This window comes from Lentzea kristufekii, from assembly GCF_033949925.1.
GTDB classification, from domain to species: Bacteria; Actinomycetota; Actinomycetes; order Mycobacteriales; family Pseudonocardiaceae; genus Lentzea; species Lentzea kristufekii.
Window position 1 is genome coordinate 181,315 of the sequence record NZ_JAXAVV010000017.1, and the last position, 20,054, is coordinate 201,368.

The 20,054-nt window shown below is 67.2% G+C and carries 19 protein-coding genes and 1 pseudogene; 14 read left to right on the forward strand and 6 right to left on the reverse strand.

Features of this window, described 5'->3' with window-relative positions:
* Window positions 1-74: 74 nt before the first annotated feature.
* Together SK571_RS31060 and SK571_RS31065 are read left to right on the forward strand one after the other, a co-directional pair.
* Window positions 75-941, forward strand: a complete 867-nt coding sequence (locus SK571_RS31060; protein ID WP_319987631.1) for a hypothetical protein — start codon at window positions 75-77, stop codon at window positions 939-941.
* A gap of 404 nt (window positions 942-1,345) precedes the next feature.
* A protein-coding gene (locus SK571_RS31065; RefSeq protein WP_319987632.1) for an IS3 family transposase occupies window positions 1,346-2,511 on the forward strand; the annotation gives its coding sequence in 2 pieces (ribosomal slippage) (window positions 1,346-1,630 and window positions 1,633-2,511; 1,164 coding nt in all).
* Here SK571_RS31065 and SK571_RS31070 read toward each other — a convergent pair.
* Window positions 2,418-2,975 carry a DUF2243 domain-containing protein gene (locus SK571_RS31070; protein ID WP_319987633.1) on the reverse strand — a complete coding sequence of 186 codons (558 nt, stop codon included), beginning with the start codon at window positions 2,973-2,975 and terminating at the stop codon, window positions 2,418-2,420. The genes SK571_RS31065 and SK571_RS31070 overlap by 94 nt on opposite strands.
* A gap of 243 nt (window positions 2,976-3,218) precedes the next feature.
* On the opposite strand from SK571_RS31070, the gene SK571_RS31075 reads away from it, so the two are divergent.
* Window positions 3,219-3,485: a metal-sensitive transcriptional regulator gene (locus tag SK571_RS31075; protein ID WP_319987655.1), complete on the forward strand. Its 267-nt coding sequence runs from the start codon at window positions 3,219-3,221 to the stop codon at window positions 3,483-3,485.
* 383 nt (window positions 3,486-3,868) lie between these two features.
* Here the strand turns inward: SK571_RS31075 and SK571_RS31080 are convergent, their stop codons facing one another.
* The 3 genes from SK571_RS31080 to SK571_RS31085 form a co-directional block, all read right to left on the reverse strand.
* On the reverse strand, window positions 3,869-4,045 hold the full coding sequence (locus SK571_RS31080) for a hypothetical protein (RefSeq protein ID WP_319987634.1): 177 nt from the start codon (window positions 4,043-4,045) through the stop codon (window positions 3,869-3,871).
* Between the two features lie 430 nt (window positions 4,046-4,475).
* Complete coding sequence (locus SK571_RS46455; RefSeq protein ID WP_406602061.1) at window positions 4,476-5,054, reverse strand: methyltransferase family protein; 579 nt, start codon at window positions 5,052-5,054, stop codon at window positions 4,476-4,478.
* 535 nt (window positions 5,055-5,589) lie between these two features.
* The gene (locus SK571_RS31085) at window positions 5,590-5,985 is read right to left on the reverse strand and encodes a DUF302 domain-containing protein (protein WP_319987635.1); all 396 of its coding nucleotides are present in this window, start codon (window positions 5,983-5,985) and stop codon (window positions 5,590-5,592) included.
* A gap of 150 nt (window positions 5,986-6,135) precedes the next feature.
* Here SK571_RS31085 and SK571_RS31090 point away from each other — a divergent pair, with 150 nt between their 5' ends.
* The 10 genes and pseudogenes from SK571_RS31090 to ligD (SK571_RS46460) all read left to right on the forward strand — a co-directional run bounded on the left by SK571_RS31090 (window position 6,136) and on the right by ligD (SK571_RS46460) (window position 18,211).
* Window positions 6,136-7,524: an MBL fold metallo-hydrolase gene (locus tag SK571_RS31090; protein WP_319987636.1), complete on the forward strand. Its 1,389-nt coding sequence runs from the start codon at window positions 6,136-6,138 to the stop codon at window positions 7,522-7,524.
* Window positions 7,521-7,898: a rhodanese-like domain-containing protein gene (locus SK571_RS31095; protein ID WP_319987637.1), complete on the forward strand. Its 378-nt coding sequence runs from the start codon at window positions 7,521-7,523 to the stop codon at window positions 7,896-7,898. The genes SK571_RS31090 and SK571_RS31095 overlap by 4 nt, the downstream gene beginning before the upstream one ends.
* Window positions 7,895-8,701 (forward strand): sulfite exporter TauE/SafE family protein, encoded by an 807-nt coding sequence (locus tag SK571_RS31100; RefSeq protein ID WP_319987638.1) that lies wholly within the window; start codon window positions 7,895-7,897, stop codon window positions 8,699-8,701. The genes SK571_RS31095 and SK571_RS31100 overlap by 4 nt, the downstream gene beginning before the upstream one ends.
* 255 nt (window positions 8,702-8,956) lie before the next feature.
* Window positions 8,957-9,793: a TnsA-like heteromeric transposase endonuclease subunit gene (locus tag SK571_RS31105; RefSeq protein WP_319987639.1), complete on the forward strand. Its 837-nt coding sequence runs from the start codon at window positions 8,957-8,959 to the stop codon at window positions 9,791-9,793.
* Window positions 9,790-12,150: a hypothetical protein gene (locus SK571_RS31110; RefSeq protein WP_319987640.1), complete on the forward strand. Its 2,361-nt coding sequence runs from the start codon at window positions 9,790-9,792 to the stop codon at window positions 12,148-12,150. The genes SK571_RS31105 and SK571_RS31110 overlap by 4 nt, the downstream gene beginning before the upstream one ends.
* Window positions 12,147-13,448 carry a TniB family NTP-binding protein gene (locus tag SK571_RS31115; protein WP_319987641.1) on the forward strand — a complete coding sequence of 434 codons (1,302 nt, stop codon included), beginning with the start codon at window positions 12,147-12,149 and terminating at the stop codon, window positions 13,446-13,448. The genes SK571_RS31110 and SK571_RS31115 overlap by 4 nt, the downstream gene beginning before the upstream one ends.
* Window positions 13,445-15,388 carry a TniQ family protein gene (locus tag SK571_RS31120; protein ID WP_319987642.1) on the forward strand — a complete coding sequence of 648 codons (1,944 nt, stop codon included), beginning with the start codon at window positions 13,445-13,447 and terminating at the stop codon, window positions 15,386-15,388. Before SK571_RS31115 ends, SK571_RS31120 begins: the two co-directional genes overlap by 4 nt.
* Before the next feature lie 517 nt (window positions 15,389-15,905).
* Window positions 15,906-16,124, forward strand: coding sequence for a hypothetical protein (locus tag SK571_RS31125; protein ID WP_319987643.1), 219 nt, complete (start codon window positions 15,906-15,908; stop codon window positions 16,122-16,124).
* A 136-nt stretch (window positions 16,125-16,260) separates the two neighbouring features.
* A pseudogene (gene ligD / locus SK571_RS31130) lies at window positions 16,261-17,751 on the forward strand (non-homologous end-joining DNA ligase LigD); the annotation flags it as partial.
* A gap of 91 nt (window positions 17,752-17,842) precedes the next feature.
* A complete protein-coding gene (ligD, locus tag SK571_RS46460; protein WP_406602063.1) occupies window positions 17,843-18,211 on the forward strand; it encodes a non-homologous end-joining DNA ligase LigD in 369 nt (122 codons plus the stop codon).
* Between the two features lie 122 nt (window positions 18,212-18,333).
* On the opposite strand, the gene SK571_RS31135 is transcribed toward ligD (SK571_RS46460), so the two are convergent.
* Together SK571_RS31135 and SK571_RS31140 are read right to left on the reverse strand one after the other, a co-directional pair.
* Window positions 18,334-18,897 (reverse strand): hypothetical protein, encoded by a 564-nt coding sequence (locus SK571_RS31135; protein ID WP_319987645.1) that lies wholly within the window; start codon window positions 18,895-18,897, stop codon window positions 18,334-18,336.
* Between the two features lie 56 nt (window positions 18,898-18,953).
* Complete coding sequence (locus SK571_RS31140; RefSeq protein WP_319987646.1) at window positions 18,954-19,148, reverse strand: hypothetical protein; 195 nt, start codon at window positions 19,146-19,148, stop codon at window positions 18,954-18,956.
* A gap of 584 nt (window positions 19,149-19,732) precedes the next feature.
* Between SK571_RS31140 and SK571_RS31145 the strand changes: the two genes are divergently transcribed.
* Window positions 19,733-20,054 (forward strand): helix-turn-helix domain-containing protein (locus SK571_RS31145; RefSeq protein ID WP_319987647.1); only part of this gene is annotated, 322 nt, incomplete at its 3' end.

A 20,054-nucleotide genomic window follows, 5' to 3' on the forward strand; every position in this document is an offset into this window, starting at 1 on the left:
CGTTCAGATTCGTCTCGGATGAGTGCCTAAAACCGAGCACGCCATGGCGCATTGACGCTACAAGAACCCAATGGATGCTGATGCCTGAGTCATTGTCATTGCCTCCCGACCTGCGGGTACAGGTACCGGCGGATGTTCTGGATCGGGTTGAGCACGATCTGGGCGTGCGCCGCGGCCGCGGTGCCTTGGTACGTAAGCGGCGTTCGGTCGGCACGACCACCGACCGAGCAACGTGGGTCCGGATCGAAATCCGGACCACGGAGAGGGTGCACGGGCAAGGCTTCGATGGACTGCAGGCCGCCGAGTCGCTCACTGGCATCGCGAAGCCCGCCTGGCATGCAAGCTGCGGTTGGGACGATCCTGCGCACGGCTGGATGTGGCGTGCGGACGAGCTCGATCTGGTTACGGCGCAACCCATCAAGCCAGGTGGCACCCTTGCCGCCGCACCGGATCTCTCGAACGAGTGGTGGTCAACGCTGAACGCCTCTTTGGACGCGCTATCCACGTCCGAGACGGATCGGATCGCCACGTTGCACTGCGTCCCAATGACGCAAGCCCGCCTCACCGACGCGGTCGTCAAGATGTTCGGAGACGTGATCGACACGACGGTGACCGAATGGGCTGCCGCTCACGCAGACATGAGCTGGGCCAACCTCACCGCACCCGAATGTTGGCTACTCGACTGGGAAGACTGGGGCCTGGCACCGCGTGGACTAGACGCCGCAATGCTCTGGAGCAACTCGCTCGCCGTGCCGCAACTCGCGACACGGATCCAGCAGGAGCGTCGAGCCGACCTCGAGAGCACGACGGGTCTACTGGCCCAGCTGTACTTCTGTGCGGAAGCGCTCGCAGTGCCGCCCGAGTACGCCGGGTCACTGGCTCAGCTCGCGCGACGCGAGGCTGACCGTCTACTGGTCAGCCTCGCGAACCGCACGGGGTGATCACCAGGCCTACCAGGTAAGTCGGTAAGTGATGTGGACGGTCCGAGAGAAGCGTGCGGCCTGCTGCGTGCCAGATCAGGCGGGCCACTCGCCGTCGTGAGTCACTGACCCACACGGTGACCACATCGCCCATGCAAGTGCCAGGTTCGCCGCTTCCGACAGCAAGCCGCTGCCGAGTAAACGGCGCGACAAGCGCCGCACGCGTCCTAGCGAACATATGTGCGAATGCGGTGGTAGGTTCTCGCGTCATGGATCGGCAGCTCCTCGAATGTGACGAGTCGCCATATGTGTCACATGAGCAAGCTAGTTGTCATCTCGGGTTGCACCAGCAGTAGCGGGTCTGCTGCACCGTTAGGTGACATCTGAGTTGGCTTGCTGTAATGGTGAGCTGGGAGGATGTCGCTGTGCCCAAGCCCTACCCCCAGGAGTTCCGCGACGATGTCGTGCGGGTCGCTCGTGATCGTGAGCTCGGCGTGACGGTTGAGCAGATCGCCAAGGACTTCGGGGTGCACCCGATGACGTTGTTCAAGTGGCTACGCCAAGCCGAGATCGACGAAGGCGTTCAGCCCGGTGTGAGCAAGAACGAGTCTGCCGAGCTGCGCGAAGCCCGCAAGCGGATCAAGCTGCTGGAGCAGGAGAACGAGGTCCTGCGCCGGGCGACCGCGTATCTGTCGCAGGCGAACCTGCCGGGAAAAGGCTCTACCCGCTCGTGACGGAGCTGGCCGCGGACGGGATCCCGGTCGCGGTGACGTGCCGGGTCTTGAACATCGCTCGACAGCCGTACTACCGGTGGCGTGCCCGGCCTGTCACCGCCCTCGAGCTCGAGCGGGCGTATCGGGCGGACGCGTTGTTCGACGCGCACCGCGATGATCCGGAGTTCGGCTACCGGTTCCTGGCTGACGAGGCCCGTGACGCCGGCTGGTCGATGTCGGATCGGACCGCGTGGCGGATCTGCTCGTCGATGGGCTGGTGGAGCGCGTTCGGCAAGAAACGCGGCCGCAACGGCAAGAAGGCCGGCCCGCCGGTGCACGACGACCTGGTCCGCCGTGACTTCACCGCCACCGCGCCCAACCGTCTGTGGCTGGCCGATATCACCGAACACCGCACCACAGAAGGGAAACTGTATCTCTGCGCGGTCAAGGACGTCTGCTCCAACCGGATCGTGGGCTACTCCATCGACTCACGGATGAAGTCCCGTCTCGCCGTCACCGCGCTCACCAACGCCCTCGCCCGCCGTGGTGAGGTCGCCGGCTGCGTGGTCCACACCGACCGCGGATCGCAATTTCGATCCAGGAAATTCGTCCGTGCGCTCACGCGTCACGGCCTGTCCGGCTCGATGGGCCGGGTCGGCGCAGCCGGAGACAACGCCGCTATGGAAAGCTTCTTCGCATTGCTGCAGAACAACGTTCTCGACCGGCGCACCTGGTCTACCCGAGACGAGCTGCGGATCGCGATCGTCACCTGGATCGAACGCACCTACCACCGCCGCAGACGCCCGGCCGCCCTCGGCCGGTTGACCCCCATCGAATACGAAGTAATCATGACCACGTCAGCCGGTCTGGTTGCGTGACTACAACTGTCACCTACTCGTACAGCAGACCCGATGACGTTCCACGTCGCGTCGTAGGGCAGCAGCTCAACGCCGTATCGGATCTGGTGCAGGCCGAGCAGCTTGTGCTGCACGATTCCGTCGTAGAGCTGGAAGAAGCCCGCCCCGACAAGCCATCCGGCAGTGAAGGTCAAGCCGTTGAACGCGCGGTCGCGTACGAGCCTCACGATCAGCAGCAATGCGGCGACCGTAGCGAACCAGCTGAAAGCGTGGAACAAGCCGTCGGAGACCAAGCCGATGTCCGTCGTGGACTTGTCGTAGAAATGATGCCAGTGCAGGATTTGATGGAAGATGACCTCGTCTGCGAACGCTACGACGCCAAGCCCGAGCAGCATGCCCGCCGTCAGCGTCCGGAGTACCGCACCACAGGTGCTTGTGCCGCCATTCAATCCATTCCTCGGGTTCGCGTCTGGCCCGTCGGCCACGAGTACCCAGGGGAGCCGTTCAAACCGATCCGTTCCACGCGGTGCCGAGTTCTTCGCACGCGAGCGGCGCTACGGTTCTGCGACAGGGTGGGTAGCTGCACATCTCTTGTGTCTTCGGACAGCTCACGCGGCTCTTCGTGGTGTCGTCCATCATGGCAGTGCCTTGCTAGGTGGCGTGGGCTGAAGCCGACGTCCGGGTACGATACCCAAGGGGGTATATCGAGCCAGGAGGTGGTCGTGGATCTGGAGTTGGCTGGTGAGGAGTTGCGGTCGGTGTTGAACCGGCTGCGTCGGGCCCAGGGGCAGATCGCCGGCGTGATCCGGATGATCGAGGAGGGTCGCGACTGCGAGGCGGTGGTGACGCAGTTGGCGGCCGTGTCGCGGGCGTTGGACAAGGCGGGATTCGCCATCATCGCGACCGGATTGCAGAAGTGCATCGCCGAAGGGCAGACACCTGACGGCGAGGAGATGAGGAAGCGGCTGGAGAAACTGTTCCTGTCGCTGGCCTGACGTCCTCACATCAGCGGAATGTGTTTGGCCGCTTCGGTGAGCATGAAGACCGCGACGGCAAGCAGCACGATGGCGAGAACACGCCGCAGTGCGCGGGCGGACAGTCGCTTACCGCCCTAGGGATCGAGGATCGCCGTGGCGGCAAAGTGGTCAGAACGCCCCAGTCAAGCGCGGTTGGCGTGGTCGCCAAGTGGGTGGTGAGCGCGGTTTCTCGGTAGCCAGGCAACTCGTGCGCTTCTCGTCGTTCTCGGACTAGTCATGATCGCCGTGGAAACGCTCGCCGGTGGCGGTTGGCTGGTCCTCGCTGCAGTGGGGTACTCGACGTGGTTGCGGGCAAATCGATTCCGTATCACGAGCAGCCGTGTCGGCAACCCTCGCTGCGATCACCTGATGCTGATCGCAGCGAACAGGCCGCCTGCGAGGATCACCGCGATGGCTGCCATTGCCACCCAACTGCCCCAGGACGCCAGCGCCAAGACCGTCACAACGGCCACGATCATCAACGCCAGCAGCACTGGCAGGCGAAGCAGCCCGTCAGGGCCGAACAAGACACGACGCATCACTCGACTCTTACACAATGCACGATCACCCATCCGACCGGCCCGCAGCCACGGCGAGGGCACGGCGGAGCGCCACGAACCTGGCTTCGAGGCCGATCCAGCAAAATTGCCTCCGCCAGAAAACCTGCGGCCGGTCCAACTCAGCGCCTCAGCAACGCGCTCAACCGCTTAAGCAGCGACGGACCCCGACCCGGCGACGGGCATTGGCAGCGTTGAGCGGTCGGTAGCCCACCAAGCACCTGCTCGACATGTTGGCCACATCCGGCGTAGGTGGCTTTACCGCACGTGCTACACGTCACCCGGCGACACATGTTGAAACGCCCTCCGTCGAAGTTGCATCTACAGGTGACTATACCCCTAGGGGTATCGGGCGGTCAGTGTGACTACGCTGAACACGGCCAACCTGGTGTTGTGAACACGGCCCGCACGCCTATTGCCCCACGTCACCGCTTGGCGTCCGCGGTGGACGTGGTGCTCGCGTGAAAGCACAGGGACACGGCAGGAACCGCCCAGTTCGTCCGGCATAGGACGCGTAGCCGGGAAACCGTTGCCTCAAGTGCGACTCTTCCCAGCGCGTCTTCACCACGATCACGACGACCAGTGCGACGAACACGATGGTCCGAACAATGCCTGGGGCCACCAGCGTCCACCCCAGCGCAGCTGCGAGCAAGCCCGTGTACATCGGATGACGAGAGAACCGGTAGGGCCCGCCCGTTCGCAACTCCGCGCGGCTGTTCGGCAGCGGCGAGGCAGTCAGGCCGCGGCCCAAAACCACGGCCGTCACCACCATCAACACAACCCCGCCGACCACTGCCGCCCACCCTGCCCAACGCAGCCTGTCAGGAGCAGTCCAGTCATCCCTCGGCGCAACGACAAAGGCGACCAGGAGTACGAGCTGCAGGCCCACCAGCAAAGCTGCCGCACTCTTGTCGCGAGTTCCTGCCGACACCATCGCTTCACCTCGTTTTTCGGTTGCTGCGCCGGTGTGAGCAGACCACCCGATGGCCATCGACCGTACCGGCGCGCCTGATCTGCCCACCTGGGTGTCTCATCGCCGGCCACATCCGCCTCGGTGCCGAGATCGTGTACGGACTGGGCCGTGGACCCGCTACCCGTTCGGGCGGACGCGCCCCCTGGCCCAGTCCGTACACGATCTCGTCGCCCCTGCTTCTCGGCCACTCAGCCGGCGACCGCGTCGTCACGCCGCCAGGACGGCAAGGCCGCACTGTGTGCCGGGTCGCGGTGTTGGCTCGGCCGACGATCAGCCGCGATGGGCCAGTCGTGCTCGCAACTGCCTGCCCTTCAGGGGCAGGCGCAGCAGCGGGCCGATCAGGCAGAAAGTCGAACGCACCGGCGGCCAGTGGCACCAGGCCGACCGCAGCGAGGGCCCACCAGCCACCGCCTACGAGCACACCTACAACGATCATGGCGAGGCCAAGGGCGACGCGCACCGCGCGTCCGGCAGGGCTGCCGAGAAAACGAACAAGTCCCACGATGCGCTCTTCGCACTGTGCCCACCGGATCTTCGGCGGGGATGACACGGGTCAGACGGTGGCGCCGAGAGCGGACAGGGCGGCGTCGAGGCGGCGGGTGGCGTCGGCGGCGACCGGGGCCAGATCGGGCAGGCCGGTCAACTCGACCATCGTGGCCGGGTCGAGCGCCTGCACCACGGTGCCCTCGCCGTCGGCGCGGACCACGACGTTGCAGGGAAGCAGCAGGCCGATGGTGCGGTCCACCTCCAGAGCCTGGTGCGCCAGTGGCGGGTTGCAGGCGCCGAGGATCAGGTAAGGCTCCATGTCGTGGTCCAGCTTGGCCTTGAGGGTGGCGGTGACGTCGATCTCGGTGAGCACCCCGAACCCCTGCTCGGCCAGTGCCCCGCGCACCGCCTCCACGGTGTCGGCAAAACCGGCGTTCACCCGCACGCTCCGCTCGTACTTCATTGATCTTCCTGCCTTTCGTGCTCGTCGTGTCGCTCGGTCATGCCTCGGCTACCCCGAGATGTCGCCTACAGCAACCTGCATACCCCCGGCGGTATCCGGTAGGCTCAGGATACCCCCCTGGGTATCTTGGGCGAGAGGAGGACTCCAATCGTGTATTTCATCGAGACGATCCAGGTCGAAGGCCTGGGTAACCGGCACTATCTGGCGGGTTCGGAGTCGGTGGCGGTGGCAATCGACCCCCCGCGTGACGTCGACCGCGTGCTGGCCGCGGCGGCGGGCAGGGGTGTGCGGATCGGGTGGGTCGTGGAGACCCATGTGCACAACGACTACGTCAGCGGTGGGTTGGACCTGGCGCGGCTGACCGGCGCCCGGTACGTGGTGCCCGCCGGGGCGCGGGTGGCCTTCGATCACTCGACGGTGTCCGACGGTGAGGTCGTCGAGCTGGCCGAGGGGTTGGCGTTGCGGGCGGTGACCACGCCGGGGCACACCCCGCACCACACGTCCTACGTGCTGGTGGACTCCGGCCGCGACGTGGCGGTGTTCACGGGCGGGTCGCTGCTGATCGGCACCGTGGGGCGGCCCGACCTGGTAGATCCGCGGCTGACCGAGTCGCTCGCGCGGGCCCAGCACGCCTCGGCGCACCGGCTGGCCGCAGAGCTCGACGACGCGGTGCCGGTGCTGCCCACCCACGGGTTCGGCAGCTTCTGCTCGTCCTCGCAGGAACAGGGCGAGTCGACCACCATCGGCGCGGAGAAGCAGGCCAACGAGGCACTGACCAGCGACGTCGACAGCTTTGTCGCCGGGTTGCTGGCCGGGCTGGACGACGTGCCCGCCTATTACACGCACATGGGTCCGATCAACGCCGCCGGTCCCGCTCCGGTCGATCTCACCCCGCCGCGCCGTGCCGACGCCGCCGAGATCGCCGAGCGGCTCGCGGCCGGGGAATGGGTCGTCGACCTGCGCTCGCGGATCGCGTTCGCCGACGGGCACCTCGCCGGATCGGTCAACATCGAAGGCGACGGTTCGCTGGCCACCTACCTGGCGTGGCTGATGCCCTGGAACAAGCCGGTGACCTTGCTGGGCGAGTCGCCCGAGCAGGTCGCCGCGGCCCAGCGCGAGCTCGTGCGGGTCGGCGTCGACAGGCCCGCCGCCGCCGGCGTCGGAACCCCCGAGGACTGGGTGCTCGACGGGGACAAACCCGCCACCTTCCCCCGAGCGGGCTTCGCCGAGCTGGCCGCCGCCCTCGCCGACGGCCAACGCCCTGTCGTGCTCGACGTGCGCCGCGACTCCGAACGCCAGCAGAGCCGTGTCGAGGGCACGGTGCACATCCCGATCCACTCGCTGCCCGACCGCGTGCACGAGGTGCCACCGGGGCGGGTGTGGGTGCACTGCGCCAGCGGCATGCGCGCCGCCATCGGCGCCTCCCTGCTCGACGCCGCAGGCCGCGACGTGGTCGCCATCGACGACGACTACAGCACCGCAAGCGACATCCCCGGACTCACCGTCGCCACCGGCGAGGAGGAACAGCACACCCGATGAACACTCCGTCACCGCACAACCCGTTCGCCAACACCTCCGGCGACGTCGACCCGACCACCGCACACCAGGCTGTCAGCGCTGGGGACGCGGTCCTTCTCGACGTCCGCGAAACCGACGAGTACACCGTCGGCCACGCTCCCGGCGCGGTCCATCTGCCGCTGTCCCGGCTCCGTGACGGGGCTGAGCCACCGGTCGATCTCGGGCAGCGGCCAGTGTTCGCGATCTGCCGATCCGGGGCCCGCTCCGCCATCGCCACCCAGATCCTGGTCGACCGCGGCCATACCGCCGCTAACGTCGTCGGCGGTATGCACGCCTGGCACCAAGCCGGACTGCCTGTCGTTGACGAGCGAGGCGGGAACGGCACGGTCGCGTGAGCGGCCTGCTGCTCGCCCTGGCCGCTGGAGCGGTCGTGGGCCTCGCCCTCGGCGCGCTCGGCGGCGGAGGCGGCGTACTGGCCGTGCCCGCGCTGATCTACCTGCTGGGGCTGCCGCCGGCCACGGCCGCCACCGCGAGCCTGCTCATCGTCACCGCCACCTCGCTGACCGCTCTGACCCGACAGTTCGCCGATGTCGCCTGGCGCACCGGGTTGCTGTTCGGGCTCGCCGGCCTGCCCACCGCGATCGTCGCCGGATTCGCCGCTCACCACATCCCCGCGCCCGCTCTCACCGCGGCGTTCGCCGTGCTCGCCACCGTCGCCGCCACCGTGATGCTTCGCGACACCCGCGCACCGACACACGATCCCGGTCACGGTTCCAGCGAAGGGCGCAGTGAACGTGCGGTGGCGACCGCGACACGCACCAGCGCCACCAAGGCGCTGGGAGCCGGAGCCGGGCTCGGCGCGGTCACCGGCCTGCTTGGCGTCGGCGGCGGCTTCCTCGCCGTCCCCGCTCTGGTCACCACGCTGTCCCTGCGCATGCGGACCGCGGTCGCCACCAGCCTGCTCGTCATCGTGCTCAACTCCGCCGTGGCTCTGGCCACCCGATTGGTCACCACCCCGACCAGCCTGGACTGGGCCGTGGTGGCGCCCTTCGCCGCCACCGCCATCCTCGGAGCATGGGACGGCAAACGCCTGGCCGCGAAACTGTCCGCCCGCACACTGCAGCGCGTGTTCGCCTTCGTGCTGTTGGCCGTCGCGGCGTTCATGCTCATCGAAGCGGCCATCCGCACGTTCCGCTGACCCAGCTCAGGCCAGCGACAGGAACAATTTCTCCAGCCGCTGCCTCATCTACTCCCTGGCGGCGGACTGCCCCTCAGCGATATAGCGCTGCAGGCCTCCGCCTCGGGAGGGTCACCCCGCACAGATCCCCGCTGCCACCGCGTCAGCTACGGATTGCTTACCGCGCGCATAGACCCGGCATAGACCCGCTCAACCCAGCGCAAGCGCACTGGTGGCGGATAGCGTCGGCTCGGCACAGTGCGCTGTCATGGTGCGATGGACACCTGCGCGGCGCCGGTGTGGTCACACCTGTGCGACTGGGTCACGCTCGCGGATGCTGTGGATGTGCCGGACGCGCCGCGGACGCGTCCTGCGCTGCGCGGGCCGGTAGGCAGCTGGAATGCCGTGTGCTGCTACAGCGGCAGGGATGTCGAGGTCGCGGTGCCTGACCTCGCGGCGATGCCGCTCGCGGGACGGGAGCCGGTGCGCCGGTTCGCCTGGCATCGCGCGCAGCGTCATCGTGCGGGGCTGGAGTTCTTGGTCAGTACTGGCCGTCACCACGGGTATGAGTCGCTGCAGGAGGCGCGGCTGCTGCGCGTGGTGGATTTCGCCGCCGGCGCGGGCGAGGTGCTGTCGCAGCCGTTGCGGCTGCGGTTCACGACCGTCGATGGGCCGCGTGAACACATTCCGGACTTCCTCGTGTGCGGCCATTCGGGCTGGTGGCTCGTCGACGTCAGGCCTCGCCAGTGTGTGCGGGACGGTGAACTGGCCGCTTTCGCCGCGGCGGCGCAGGTCGCGGCTGTCAGCGGCTGGGGATACGTGGTCGTAGGCGGGTGGAAGCCGCATGTCTGGTCCACGGTGGACGCGATGTCGGCGCACCGGCGGCCACTGTCCGACGTGCTCGACATCGGCGCCGGGATGCTGGCAGCGGTGAGTGAGCGGCCGCGGTCGTTCGGCGAGCTCACTGGAGCCACCGTGCTGCCCGCGGTGGCACGGGCGGTGCTGCTGCACCTGTTGTGGCACCGTCGCGTCGGTATCGACCTGACCCGGCCGTTGGGTGAGCACACACTCGTGCGCGCGGCTGCTCGTGGCGGTGTTGAGGGGGTGCGGTGAGCACGCTGGACCTGTCGGCCGGAGCGCTGCTGGTGCTCGACGGCGCGGAGTGGGCGGTGGAGCTTCCCGAACCGCAGCTGGGACGGGTGCGGCTGGTGGACGCGGCTGGGCAGCGACGCACGATCAGCATGCGGGCTCTCCTGCACCATCCAGGCTGCCGCCAGTCCACCCGCACCCCGGCCTCGCCGACGTCGGGGCCGCCCGCGGGACGTGGCCGGCAACCGGCCACGCTCGCGGACCTGCCCCGCCACCAGCGCGACCTCGTCGCCTTGCGCGTCGCGCACCTGCTGGAGATCGAGACCGGCTTCCGCGGCGGAGACGCGTTGCACGCTGCACCGGGGGAACCGCGTGCCGGGTTCGACCCGGCGGTGACCACAGTGACCCAGCGGCGCCGCGCCAAAGCCGCCGAGTTCACGAGCATGGACCGTGCCGCCGCGCGGGTACTCGCCCTGGATAAAGCCGGCTACCGGACGCTGATCCGCTGGGAGTCGCGGCGGCGCCGGTTCGGGCCGATCGGCTGCGTGGACGCCCGCTGGCTGCGGCCACGGGGCGGACATCCCAGCGTCGGCGACACGGTGCGGGAGGCGGTGTTCGCGGTACACGGTGAGTCGCTGCACCGCTCGCGGATGAGCATGCGCAGCCGCGAGCGGCTCATCCACCAGTACGTGCGCGAACGCCACGGCCCACACGCAACCATTGAGGTTCCCAGCTACAGCACGTTGTTGCGGGTGTGGCGGGAATGGTTCGGTGCCGGCGGCGCCCGGCAGCGCTACCTGCGCTCCGCGGCGACCGTCACCAGCCGCGAGCACGTGATCGTGCATCGGCCTGGTCAGATCGTCGCCCTCGACACCACGGTGCTGCCGGTGAAGGTCCGCGAGACCGTGTTCGGAGACCCGGTCTCAGTGCATCTGTCGCTGGCGATGGACGTCTACACCCGGTCGTTGTGCGCGTTCCGGCTCACGCTGGTGTCCGACACCGCGGTGGACGTGGCGATGATGCTGCGGGACATGACGATGCCACTGCCTATGCGGCAGGGCTGGGGACCGGAGCTGGAATGGCCCTATCCCGGCCTGCCCGCCGCCGTGGTGGCCGAGTTCGCCGGGCACCGCGTCGCCGCGCTGCCGTTCTTCGCCCCAGAGACGGTCACCACCGACCACGGCAGCGTGTACCGCAACCACCACCTCGTGGAAGCACAACGCGTCCTCGGTGTGAACGTGCTGCCCGCGCGGGTGCTGCGGCCCACCGACAAGAACAGCGTCGAGCGGGCCTTCGGCACGATCCGGTCGCTGCTGTTCGAACAGCTTCCCGGCTACACCGGCGTCGACGTCGCCGACCGCGGCACCGACCCCGAAGCCGACATGGTACTCACCCTCGATCAGGCCGAGCACCTCATCGCGACCTGGATTGTCAGCATCTGGCAAAACAGGCGACTCGGCGAGCACGCCCCAAGTTGGGACCCTGCAGGCGACCACAGCCCGAACACCCTGTTCGCCGCGGCGATGGCACAAGGCGGATTCGCCCTGCACATCCCCGCACCCGAGCTGTACTACCAGTTGCTTCCCGCCCACCACGTCGCCATCCACCGCCATCGCGGCGTCAAGATCCGAGGACTGTGGTACGACAGCCCCGCCCTGGACCCCTACCGCGAGGGTCCGTCCACGCGAGGCGGGCGCCGTCGCGGCACCTGGCAGATCCACCGCGACCCCCGCGATGCCCGCACCGTGTTCTTCCAAGACCCCCGCACCCACAACTGGCACACCCTGCCCTGGACCGGCCTGCCACCCAGCACCGACGTCCCGGCCTTCACAGACAGCCGTGTCCGCGACATGCTCGCCGCCGCTCGCACCGCAGGCCTCACACCACGCACCGACACCGAACTTCTGCCCGTGCTGCTCGACCTGCTCGGCGCACACGTGCCCGTCTCCACCTGGCCGACTCTGACCAAATCCGCGCGCCGCGGGATCACTCGCGACATCACCCGTGCCGAGACGGCCCGAACCGACGCCGCATCCGCACACGACACCCAACACGGAAGACCCAGGCGGGCCGAAAACGGAGGTACGGCGACTCGATCACCATCGGCTGAGTTGCCTGTGGCTGCAGGTACAGCACACACCGATCGCGCTGCCTCGCAGCCCGTGCAATGGCCGCGGCATGCCCACCACATCGCCACCGCGCTGGACGCAGACCGGCGGCGACGCCGCATCGAAGCCGACACGTCCACCACGGGCGCCGAACTTCCGCCGCGGCTGGGCGCCGAGTTCAGCCGCGGCAATCTCCTGCTTATCAGCGACACCGCCGTTGAGGACTCTGTACACGACGAGCCTGTTTCCGACGAAGGCGGCACAGGCACATGAGCAGCGACCCGACGACCAACACCGTGCTGGCTGAGCCGTCGTCGCTGCTGCCGCCACACATTCCAGACCGTGAAACTGTGCAGGGCTGGCAGCAATGGCGCCACAACCGTCACGCCTTCATCCCCGCGCCACGCCTGGAGCTGGCGGCCTATCGGGCCATGAGCCCGCGCGACAGACAGCTGCACGACCTGCACCGGGCCGCGACGCACGCGAACCTGCCACTGCTAGAAACGCCGATGAGCCGCGCGGTCGCCCGGCTCATGCGGTCACGGCTGCAGACCAACGCACTCAAACACAAGCCCACCACCCGTGCCGGACTGATGATCACCGGCGGCGGCTATCAGGGCAAGACCGAGACCGCCTGCGAAGTCGCCGCAGCGTTCGAAGACGTCTGGCTCACCCTGCACCAGCACCTCAACCCCGCCGCTGTTCCCGGCACCCGCGACCTGCACGCTCCCGTCGCCTACGTCCAGACACCGGTGACCGCCAAACCGAAAAGCCTCTGCCAAGCCATCCTGGACTTCTACGGCGCCGACTACCGGCCCGGCACCACCTTGCCGCAGCTGACCAAAGCCGTCCGTGACTCCTTGCGCGATCACGGCACCCGAGTGCTGCTGCTCGACGACATCACCCGCCTGAAAATGCATCGTGCCGACGACCAGGACACCCTCGATCTGTTGCGCGCCTTTATGAGCACCCACACCACCCTCGTGCTCATCGGCGTCGACATACCCGGTGCCGGGCTGCTGCGCGAAGGACGTCACGACCCCCGCACCGGCCACTGGGTCTTCCCGCCACCACAGCACGACACCAGCGCAGATCAGGTCGTCAGGCTCGCGGAGAATGCCGCGACACAGACCGAGCGGCGCTTCGACCTCGTTCACCTCGGCCCGTTCACCTACGACACACCCGCCGCCATCACCGCCTGGACCAGCCACCTCGCCGGCCTCGAACACGAACTACGGCTCCTGCACGCCGCACCCGGCATGCTCAGCAGCGGCACCATGCCCGAGTACTTGTTCCGCCGCACCGGCGGCGTGGTCGGCCTGCTTGAACGACTCATCGAGGAAGGCTGCGGCGAAGCCATCGCCACCGGCACCGAACGCCTCACCGACACCCTGCTCGACACCATCGCCATCAACCTCGGCAACGACCCCCGCCGCGACCCCGCCGCCGGCGAGATACCAGTCGTTCCACCCAACCCCGAACCCCCGGCCGCCACGGCACGGCGACCCCGACCGCGTCGGCGCAACACCGTCTTCGACGACCCAGGCACACCCGGCGCGGCCACACGATGACGCCCCGGCCGCTACCACGCAGCCTCGACCCGCTGCCCGAGGAGTCCCTCACCGGCTACCTGCTGCGCCTGTCGCACCGGCTCGAGATCACGCCCGCTCGGCTGGAAGTTCTCACCGGCCTGGCCTCCCTACCGGGCTCCGCCGGCGTCGTGTGGCAGTGGCGCATACCCGAACCCCGCGCAGCTGTCTTCGCCCGCACCACACGCCTGTCCCGCGCCGAAGCCGACCAGCTGTGCCTGGACGGACTACGCGACCGCTACCCGCCCCTGCTGCTCAACTACGCCCTGGACGGGCACTGGGTCCGCCGCGGCAAAGACCTCCCCGGCATGCGCGGCTGGATCTCCACCACCTCCACCCGGTACTGCCCCCAGTGCCTCGCAGGCGACGGCAGCCCCGTCCAACAAGCTCACGGCGGAGCCTGGCGCAGACAATGGCGACTCAAAGCGATCTTCGCGTGCGACCGTCACCAGCGCCTCCTGCGCTACCGCTGCCCAGCCTGCGACACCCCGGCACTCGGCCGCACCACCCACGCCAACCGGCTCATCCCGGCCCCATCGCTGCTGCAGCACCCAACCCGCTGCCGCAACCTGCCCGCCTGCAACCATCCCCTCGACAAAGACACCAACACCAAGATCAGCACCGCCGCAGCACCCAGGCACCAGACCAGGCTGCGCTACCTGCTCGACTTCCACGCCCGGCTCACACAACAGCTCGAGCTCGACCACAGTGGCGCAGCGCATCAGCCACAACGAGCCAGCCAGTACTTCTTCGACCTGCAGCTGCTGACACGGCTCATTCGCCACTGCTGGCCGCTGGCCGCGCCCCTCGCCTCACCGCTGCTCGACATCGACGCCCTCTCCGCCCACGTCAACGACCTGCACCGCACCATGGCGACACTGCGCGCCGAGAACAAGCCAGTCTGGAACATGCCCCTGCGCGCCGGACCACCCGAGGACCCGTACTCCACCGCGCAGCTGCTCACCCTGGCCGGACAACTCCGCGAACACCCCGACCACATCGACGAGCACCTCGCCGTACTCCTGCGCACCGTGACACCGCCATCGCGCATCGAACCGATGCTGCAGCCGTGCTCACCAGCTTTGCGCGTGATCGCGCAGCCCTACCTCGATCGCCTCACCCAAGCCCGCCGACAAACCCGACCCGCCACAACACCACCGCGCCGGATCACCGCACGCCGACCGCCGCAACCGGTGCGTCCGCTACCGGCCGCCACATTCGATCACCGGCACATCCCGCACCAATTCGACCACGACCACATCCAGCCGCTGACCGACCTCATTCCTCACAGCGACGTCGAGCACCAGCTGCTGCACCGCTACGCCGCTCTGCACACCTTCACGGCTGCAACCGGGCGCGCCATGGCCGCGGCCGCACGCACGCTGGAAATCCCGGAACACAAAGCACAACACGCACACTCGCGAGTCACCATCTGGGCACGCGAGCACAACGCCACCTCCGACCTCGACACCGCGATGCGCACCGTTTTCGACAACATCGACAACAGCGACACCCGCATCGACTACCAGCGCCGACGTCACGCTCTACGCGGCTGGACCATCCCGGAGCACGACTGGAACCTCATCACCAGCCCACTCGTTCAAGCACAACGCGCAACCAAGGTGCCGTCCACAACGGACTGGGGGCCGCGGAAACGTCTCATTGCCTCCCTGCTCCTGTGGACAGTGATCACGCGCGGCGACTACACCACCGCACCGCTGTACCTGCAACGCTCACACGTGCACCCTCACGACCGCCGATTCGTCGTGCTCGCCCAACGACTCATGCACGAGTACCGCAAACCTCCCATGGTCACCGGTCGCGGCAGCCACGTCACCGTCCTTCTCAACGCACTCGCTGCCTACCGAGCCAGCCTGGAACAGCTCATCGACGACGGTGCACTAATCAGCAGCACGCCATGACTTGCAGACACAGGACGCTCGCCCACCGCGACACGACGACCTCAGCAGTTACTGCTGGCGCGGCAGGCCCACATGGGTGACAACTAGCTTGCTCATGTGACAGATATGGCGCCTCGTCACATCGAATCGTCCCAAATGGACGGTAAGCTCACGTACAGGTTTGACACGACTGGCCAGTCGGTGGCTCTCTTGCCAGCGCGGTGCAAGCTCGGCCGGCACACCCTCGGCCACTCCCAGTTCCGCGCAGTCGTGAGCGACGGCGAAGCCCGCATCAGCTGCCTGGCCTGCGCCACTGATACCACCGATCATTTCTGGCGACTGACCGCGACGGCACCCGCGCCCGACCGTGCCGAGCTATCCGAGGAGCTCTACTTCGATCTCGTTCGGAGCCGGTCGCGGACTGCACTGTCGTCGGCGGGTGGCCAACGTGCTTAGCAGCCCATTCACCATCTGGGACGGCGATGACGTACACGGCCGCAGACCCGTAGTCACAGGCGTCTCGGTCAGCTTGGACCGCTTGTTCGCCCGCAGGCCCGATGCCAGGCGGCACGTCATCCCCACAGGACTCGACCTGACCGGCACAGTGCAGGGTCAACTCCACGGACGGTTCCCCGGCGTAGAAGGCGACTGGCTCGGCGTCGTCAACTACGCGATCAACTACGCCGACGGCCGACGACACAAGCTGTACCTGTCCGACCAACTCGTCCCCTTCGACGTACTGCGGCTACGCGAGTAGACAGAGCTGACCTGCGCCGACGCGCGAAGTTAGGCCGATCGAGTTACCTTCAGATTCCTGGTGACAAGGCAACACACCAGGAACGGAGGTCACCATGGCCGTGGCGCACGACTCCGTTCCCGCGTGGATCGACCCCATGCTCGCCAAGCCCGACGGCGGCCACCTCCGCGAAGGCCCGAACTGGGCCTACGAGTACAAGCTGGACGGCTACCGTGCGGCGATGCGGATCGCCACCGACGGCACCACGGTGCTGACCAGCCGCAACGGTCTCGACCTCACCGCCGAGTTCGCCGAGCCGACAGGCGTCCTCACCGCAGCGCTGCGAGGACGCGCCGCGGTCCTCGACGGTGAGGTCGTGGTCTACAACGAGGCCGGCCAGATCGACTTCAGCCTGCTGCAACAACGACGCGGCCGCTTCCAAAAGCACCGCACCGCCCGACGCACGGAGGCGTTCGAGGACGTCCCGGCCCGATTCCTGGCGTTCGACCTCCTTCAACTCGACCACCAGGGCCTCCTCAGCCAGCCATACGAGCACCGACGGCGCCAGCTCACCGAACTCCCGATGCCAGATCCCTTCCGCATCGCCATCGTGCCGTCCTTCAGCGCCGACCAACTCGCCGCCGAGCGCCTGACCCCGCAACGGCTCCTCGAGCGCGTGGCGACAGAAGGCCATGAAGGACTGGTCGCGAAACGACTCGATTCTCCTTACCTCCCAGGAAAACGGCCTGACTTCTGGTGCAAGCACCCGCTCGTGCAGACCCACGAGGTCATCGTCTGCGGGTGGCGGCCCGGCCAGAGCGGCTTCACCGGCACGGTCGGCGGACTGCTGCTCGGTGCGCACAACCCGAACACCGGCGATCTGGTCTACATCGGCGACGTGGGCACCGGTTTCACCCGGCAGGATCGCGACCAGTTGCGCGACCGCCTACAACCGTTGGAGCGTGCCGGATATCCCTTCGCGACCCCTCCCCCACGCGAGGACGTGGTGCGGGCCCGATGGGTCGACCCGGTCCTGGTCGGCGAGGTGCGTTTCCGGCAGTTCACGCGCGGCGACGACGGCCGGCTACGACACACCGCCTGGCGAGGGCTCCGCGCGGACCGTGACCCGGCCGACGTGTTGGCACCACAACCTGGCCGCCCCAGTCCTTCGCCTGCTCCAACGACGCCGGAGCTCGGCAGCCGCGTGACGGTCAACGCCGGAGGCAGAACGCTCACCTTGTCCAACTTGAACAAAGCTCTCTACCCAGATGGCACCACCAAGAGCGAGGTCATCGCCTACTACAGCCGAATCGCCCCTGTCTTGCTGCCCCACCTCGCCGCACGACCTGTCACGTTCGTGCGCTTCCCCAACGGCGTCCACGGCCAGAAGTTCTTTCAGAAGAACACCGACGCCAGCGCACCCAGCTGGCTGCCGACCGTGTCGTTGCGGGGTCGCGGCTCCCGACGAAGCGCAGACGCCGACGAGATCGTCCGCTACCCACTGATCCACGAACTCGCAGCCCTTGTGTGGGCCGCAAATCTCGCTGCCCTCGAACTGCACGTTCCCCAGTGGACAGTCTCGGACGGTGCCCGCGACTTGCCCAACCGGCTTGTGTTCGACCTCGATCCCGGACCGGGCACCACGATCGTCGACTGCTGCCGCGTCGCCGAACGTCTGCACGAAGTGCTCGTCGCCGACGGACTCACCCCCCGCCGCCACCACGTCGGGATCCAAGGGAATGCAGATCTACGCCGGCATCGAGGTCACCAACGCGCAAACGCCCTCGACGTATGCGAAGGCCGCCGCAGCGGCTTTCGAACGGCAGACACCGCACCAGGTAACTGCCACGATGGCGAAGAGCCGCCGCGAGGGCAAAGTGTTCATCGACTGGAGCCAGAACAACCCGGCGAAGACCACCATCACGCCCTACTCACTACGTGGCCGCGAAGAACCAACCGTGGCCACACCTCTCACCTGGGAAGAGGTCCGCAGCTGCAGCCACCCGAAGCAGTTGACGTTCACCGCGGACGAGGTGGCCGATCGGGTTGCAGACCTCGGGGACCTCCTGGCACCAGTCGAACAAGATCGGGCACTCCTTCCTGGCTGACAAGGCGTTTGCAAGGTTCGGCGGCCAGGACATCTACCCCGTCCCTATCGCCGCTATGGCCGCCAGCGGGAGAAGCTGCGCGGCGCCAAGGTCAAGGAGTCGGGACGAATCGTTGTGATGAGCTAGAACCGATGCCGGACGGGCTGATAGCGCGAATCGACATCTATGCCCAGATCGGTTCGCAGAGCCGTTAGAAGGCGGTCGAACTCCTCGGCGATGCCAGCTGAAGGATCGTCGGCACCTGCACGTGAGTCTGGCCATCGGCCAGACTCCACTTCACCGGACCATTCCCTCAAGTTCAGCCGAATCGAATGCGCGGCAACACAGACTTCCGACGTCGAGATGAGATCGAGCCTAGCCAGCAACCGAGCCGATGCCTTCGACTGCTCACGGCAGCGCGCCTGCAACGCGTCCTCGTCGGTGAACGGTCCGTCTTCAGCTCCGTCGATGGCGTTCGCCGTCTCCAGTCGCAGGATCGCGTCGTACCAGTCCTCAACGGCAGCAAGGAAGTCTGCGTAGGCGTCGATCCTGCGGTCTCGCCAATGTACGCGCCCCTCGTACTCCTGTTCCAGCGTGATCCGCTTGCGCTCGCGCCACGCGTTCACGAACTGTGCCGCGATCACGCCCGCTAGTCCGAGCAGACCGACGATGATCGGCACCCACACCGAAACCTGTCCCTGGGGCATAGCAGAAACCGTAGCCAACGAGATCAACTAGCGGCGGCGGCGATCGGGTTCCAGTGTCACAGGACGCCCGCCTGACGCAGCGCCACCAGTGTCACGACGCTTGCACCGGTCACGGCCGCCAGAAGCAACTTGAGCACCTTGTACGCGGCAGTCCGTTGCTCCTCGCCCTCCGCCGAGATGGCCTTGTATGCGGAATAGCCGATAAGTAGCACGAACGTGGCGGCAGCGACAGCGAGCAACAAGTCCGTCATGAACCGATCCCTTCAACCAATGCGACAGGTGTTGAAGGAGGGCGGAGACGTGCCACTGATGTATCAGTGGAGAGTTGCTCCCCGCGCTCAATCCTGTAAGACGACGAGGGCGGTGCGTGACCACCTCTTCTACGGTTCACAGTGTTGAGGCACACCCCAACATGACGCCGGGACCGATCGCAGATCTGTGGATAACTCGCCACCTGTGGACAACTCGTTTCTGCGCAGGTCGCGTCGGCTACCGGACCACTTACCCGCGAATCAGCGGCTCGCCGGAGGGCCTTGATGGCGTTTACTGACGATGCCTGGTGTACAGCGAATAGGTTGCCGAGCGCTTGAACGACCTGCGGCCGTTGCGTCATCAGGTGCTCCACATGTCGAGTGAGTCCTCACGAGTTCGGGTTCTCGGTGCGAGTCCAGCACTCGACACAGCCGTCCGACCACGATCGCGGAGGAAACTCGGACGCCAGCTTTGTTCGCATGTCGGGTGATCTGCGATTTCGACGACGGTGGCGGGGAGCTTCTACGCTGGCCCGTCGGAGGCGTCTGACGGGTGTCGGAGGACGCGGGAAAGGACGAGCGGGATGGCAGAGCCGGCGGACCTGGACGCAGGTCACCTGGGGAGTGTCAACACGCCTGCCGACTTCGCCGCTTGCCTAGAAGGGTTGCGCCGCCGGCTGGAGCTGTCATACGAGGCAATGGAGCAGGCCGCGCGGAAACTTCGTCCCAGACCAGGTCACGCTCGATTTGAGCATCTGGGCAAGTCCACGGTCGGCGAGATTGTGACGGGCCGAAGGATGCCGACCGAGGGCAAACTCCGCACCTTCTTGGCGGTGTGCCAAGTACCCATTGTGGATCAGGTGCGCTGGCACGCGGCATGGGAACGCGCGCGCCTCGCGCACCTCG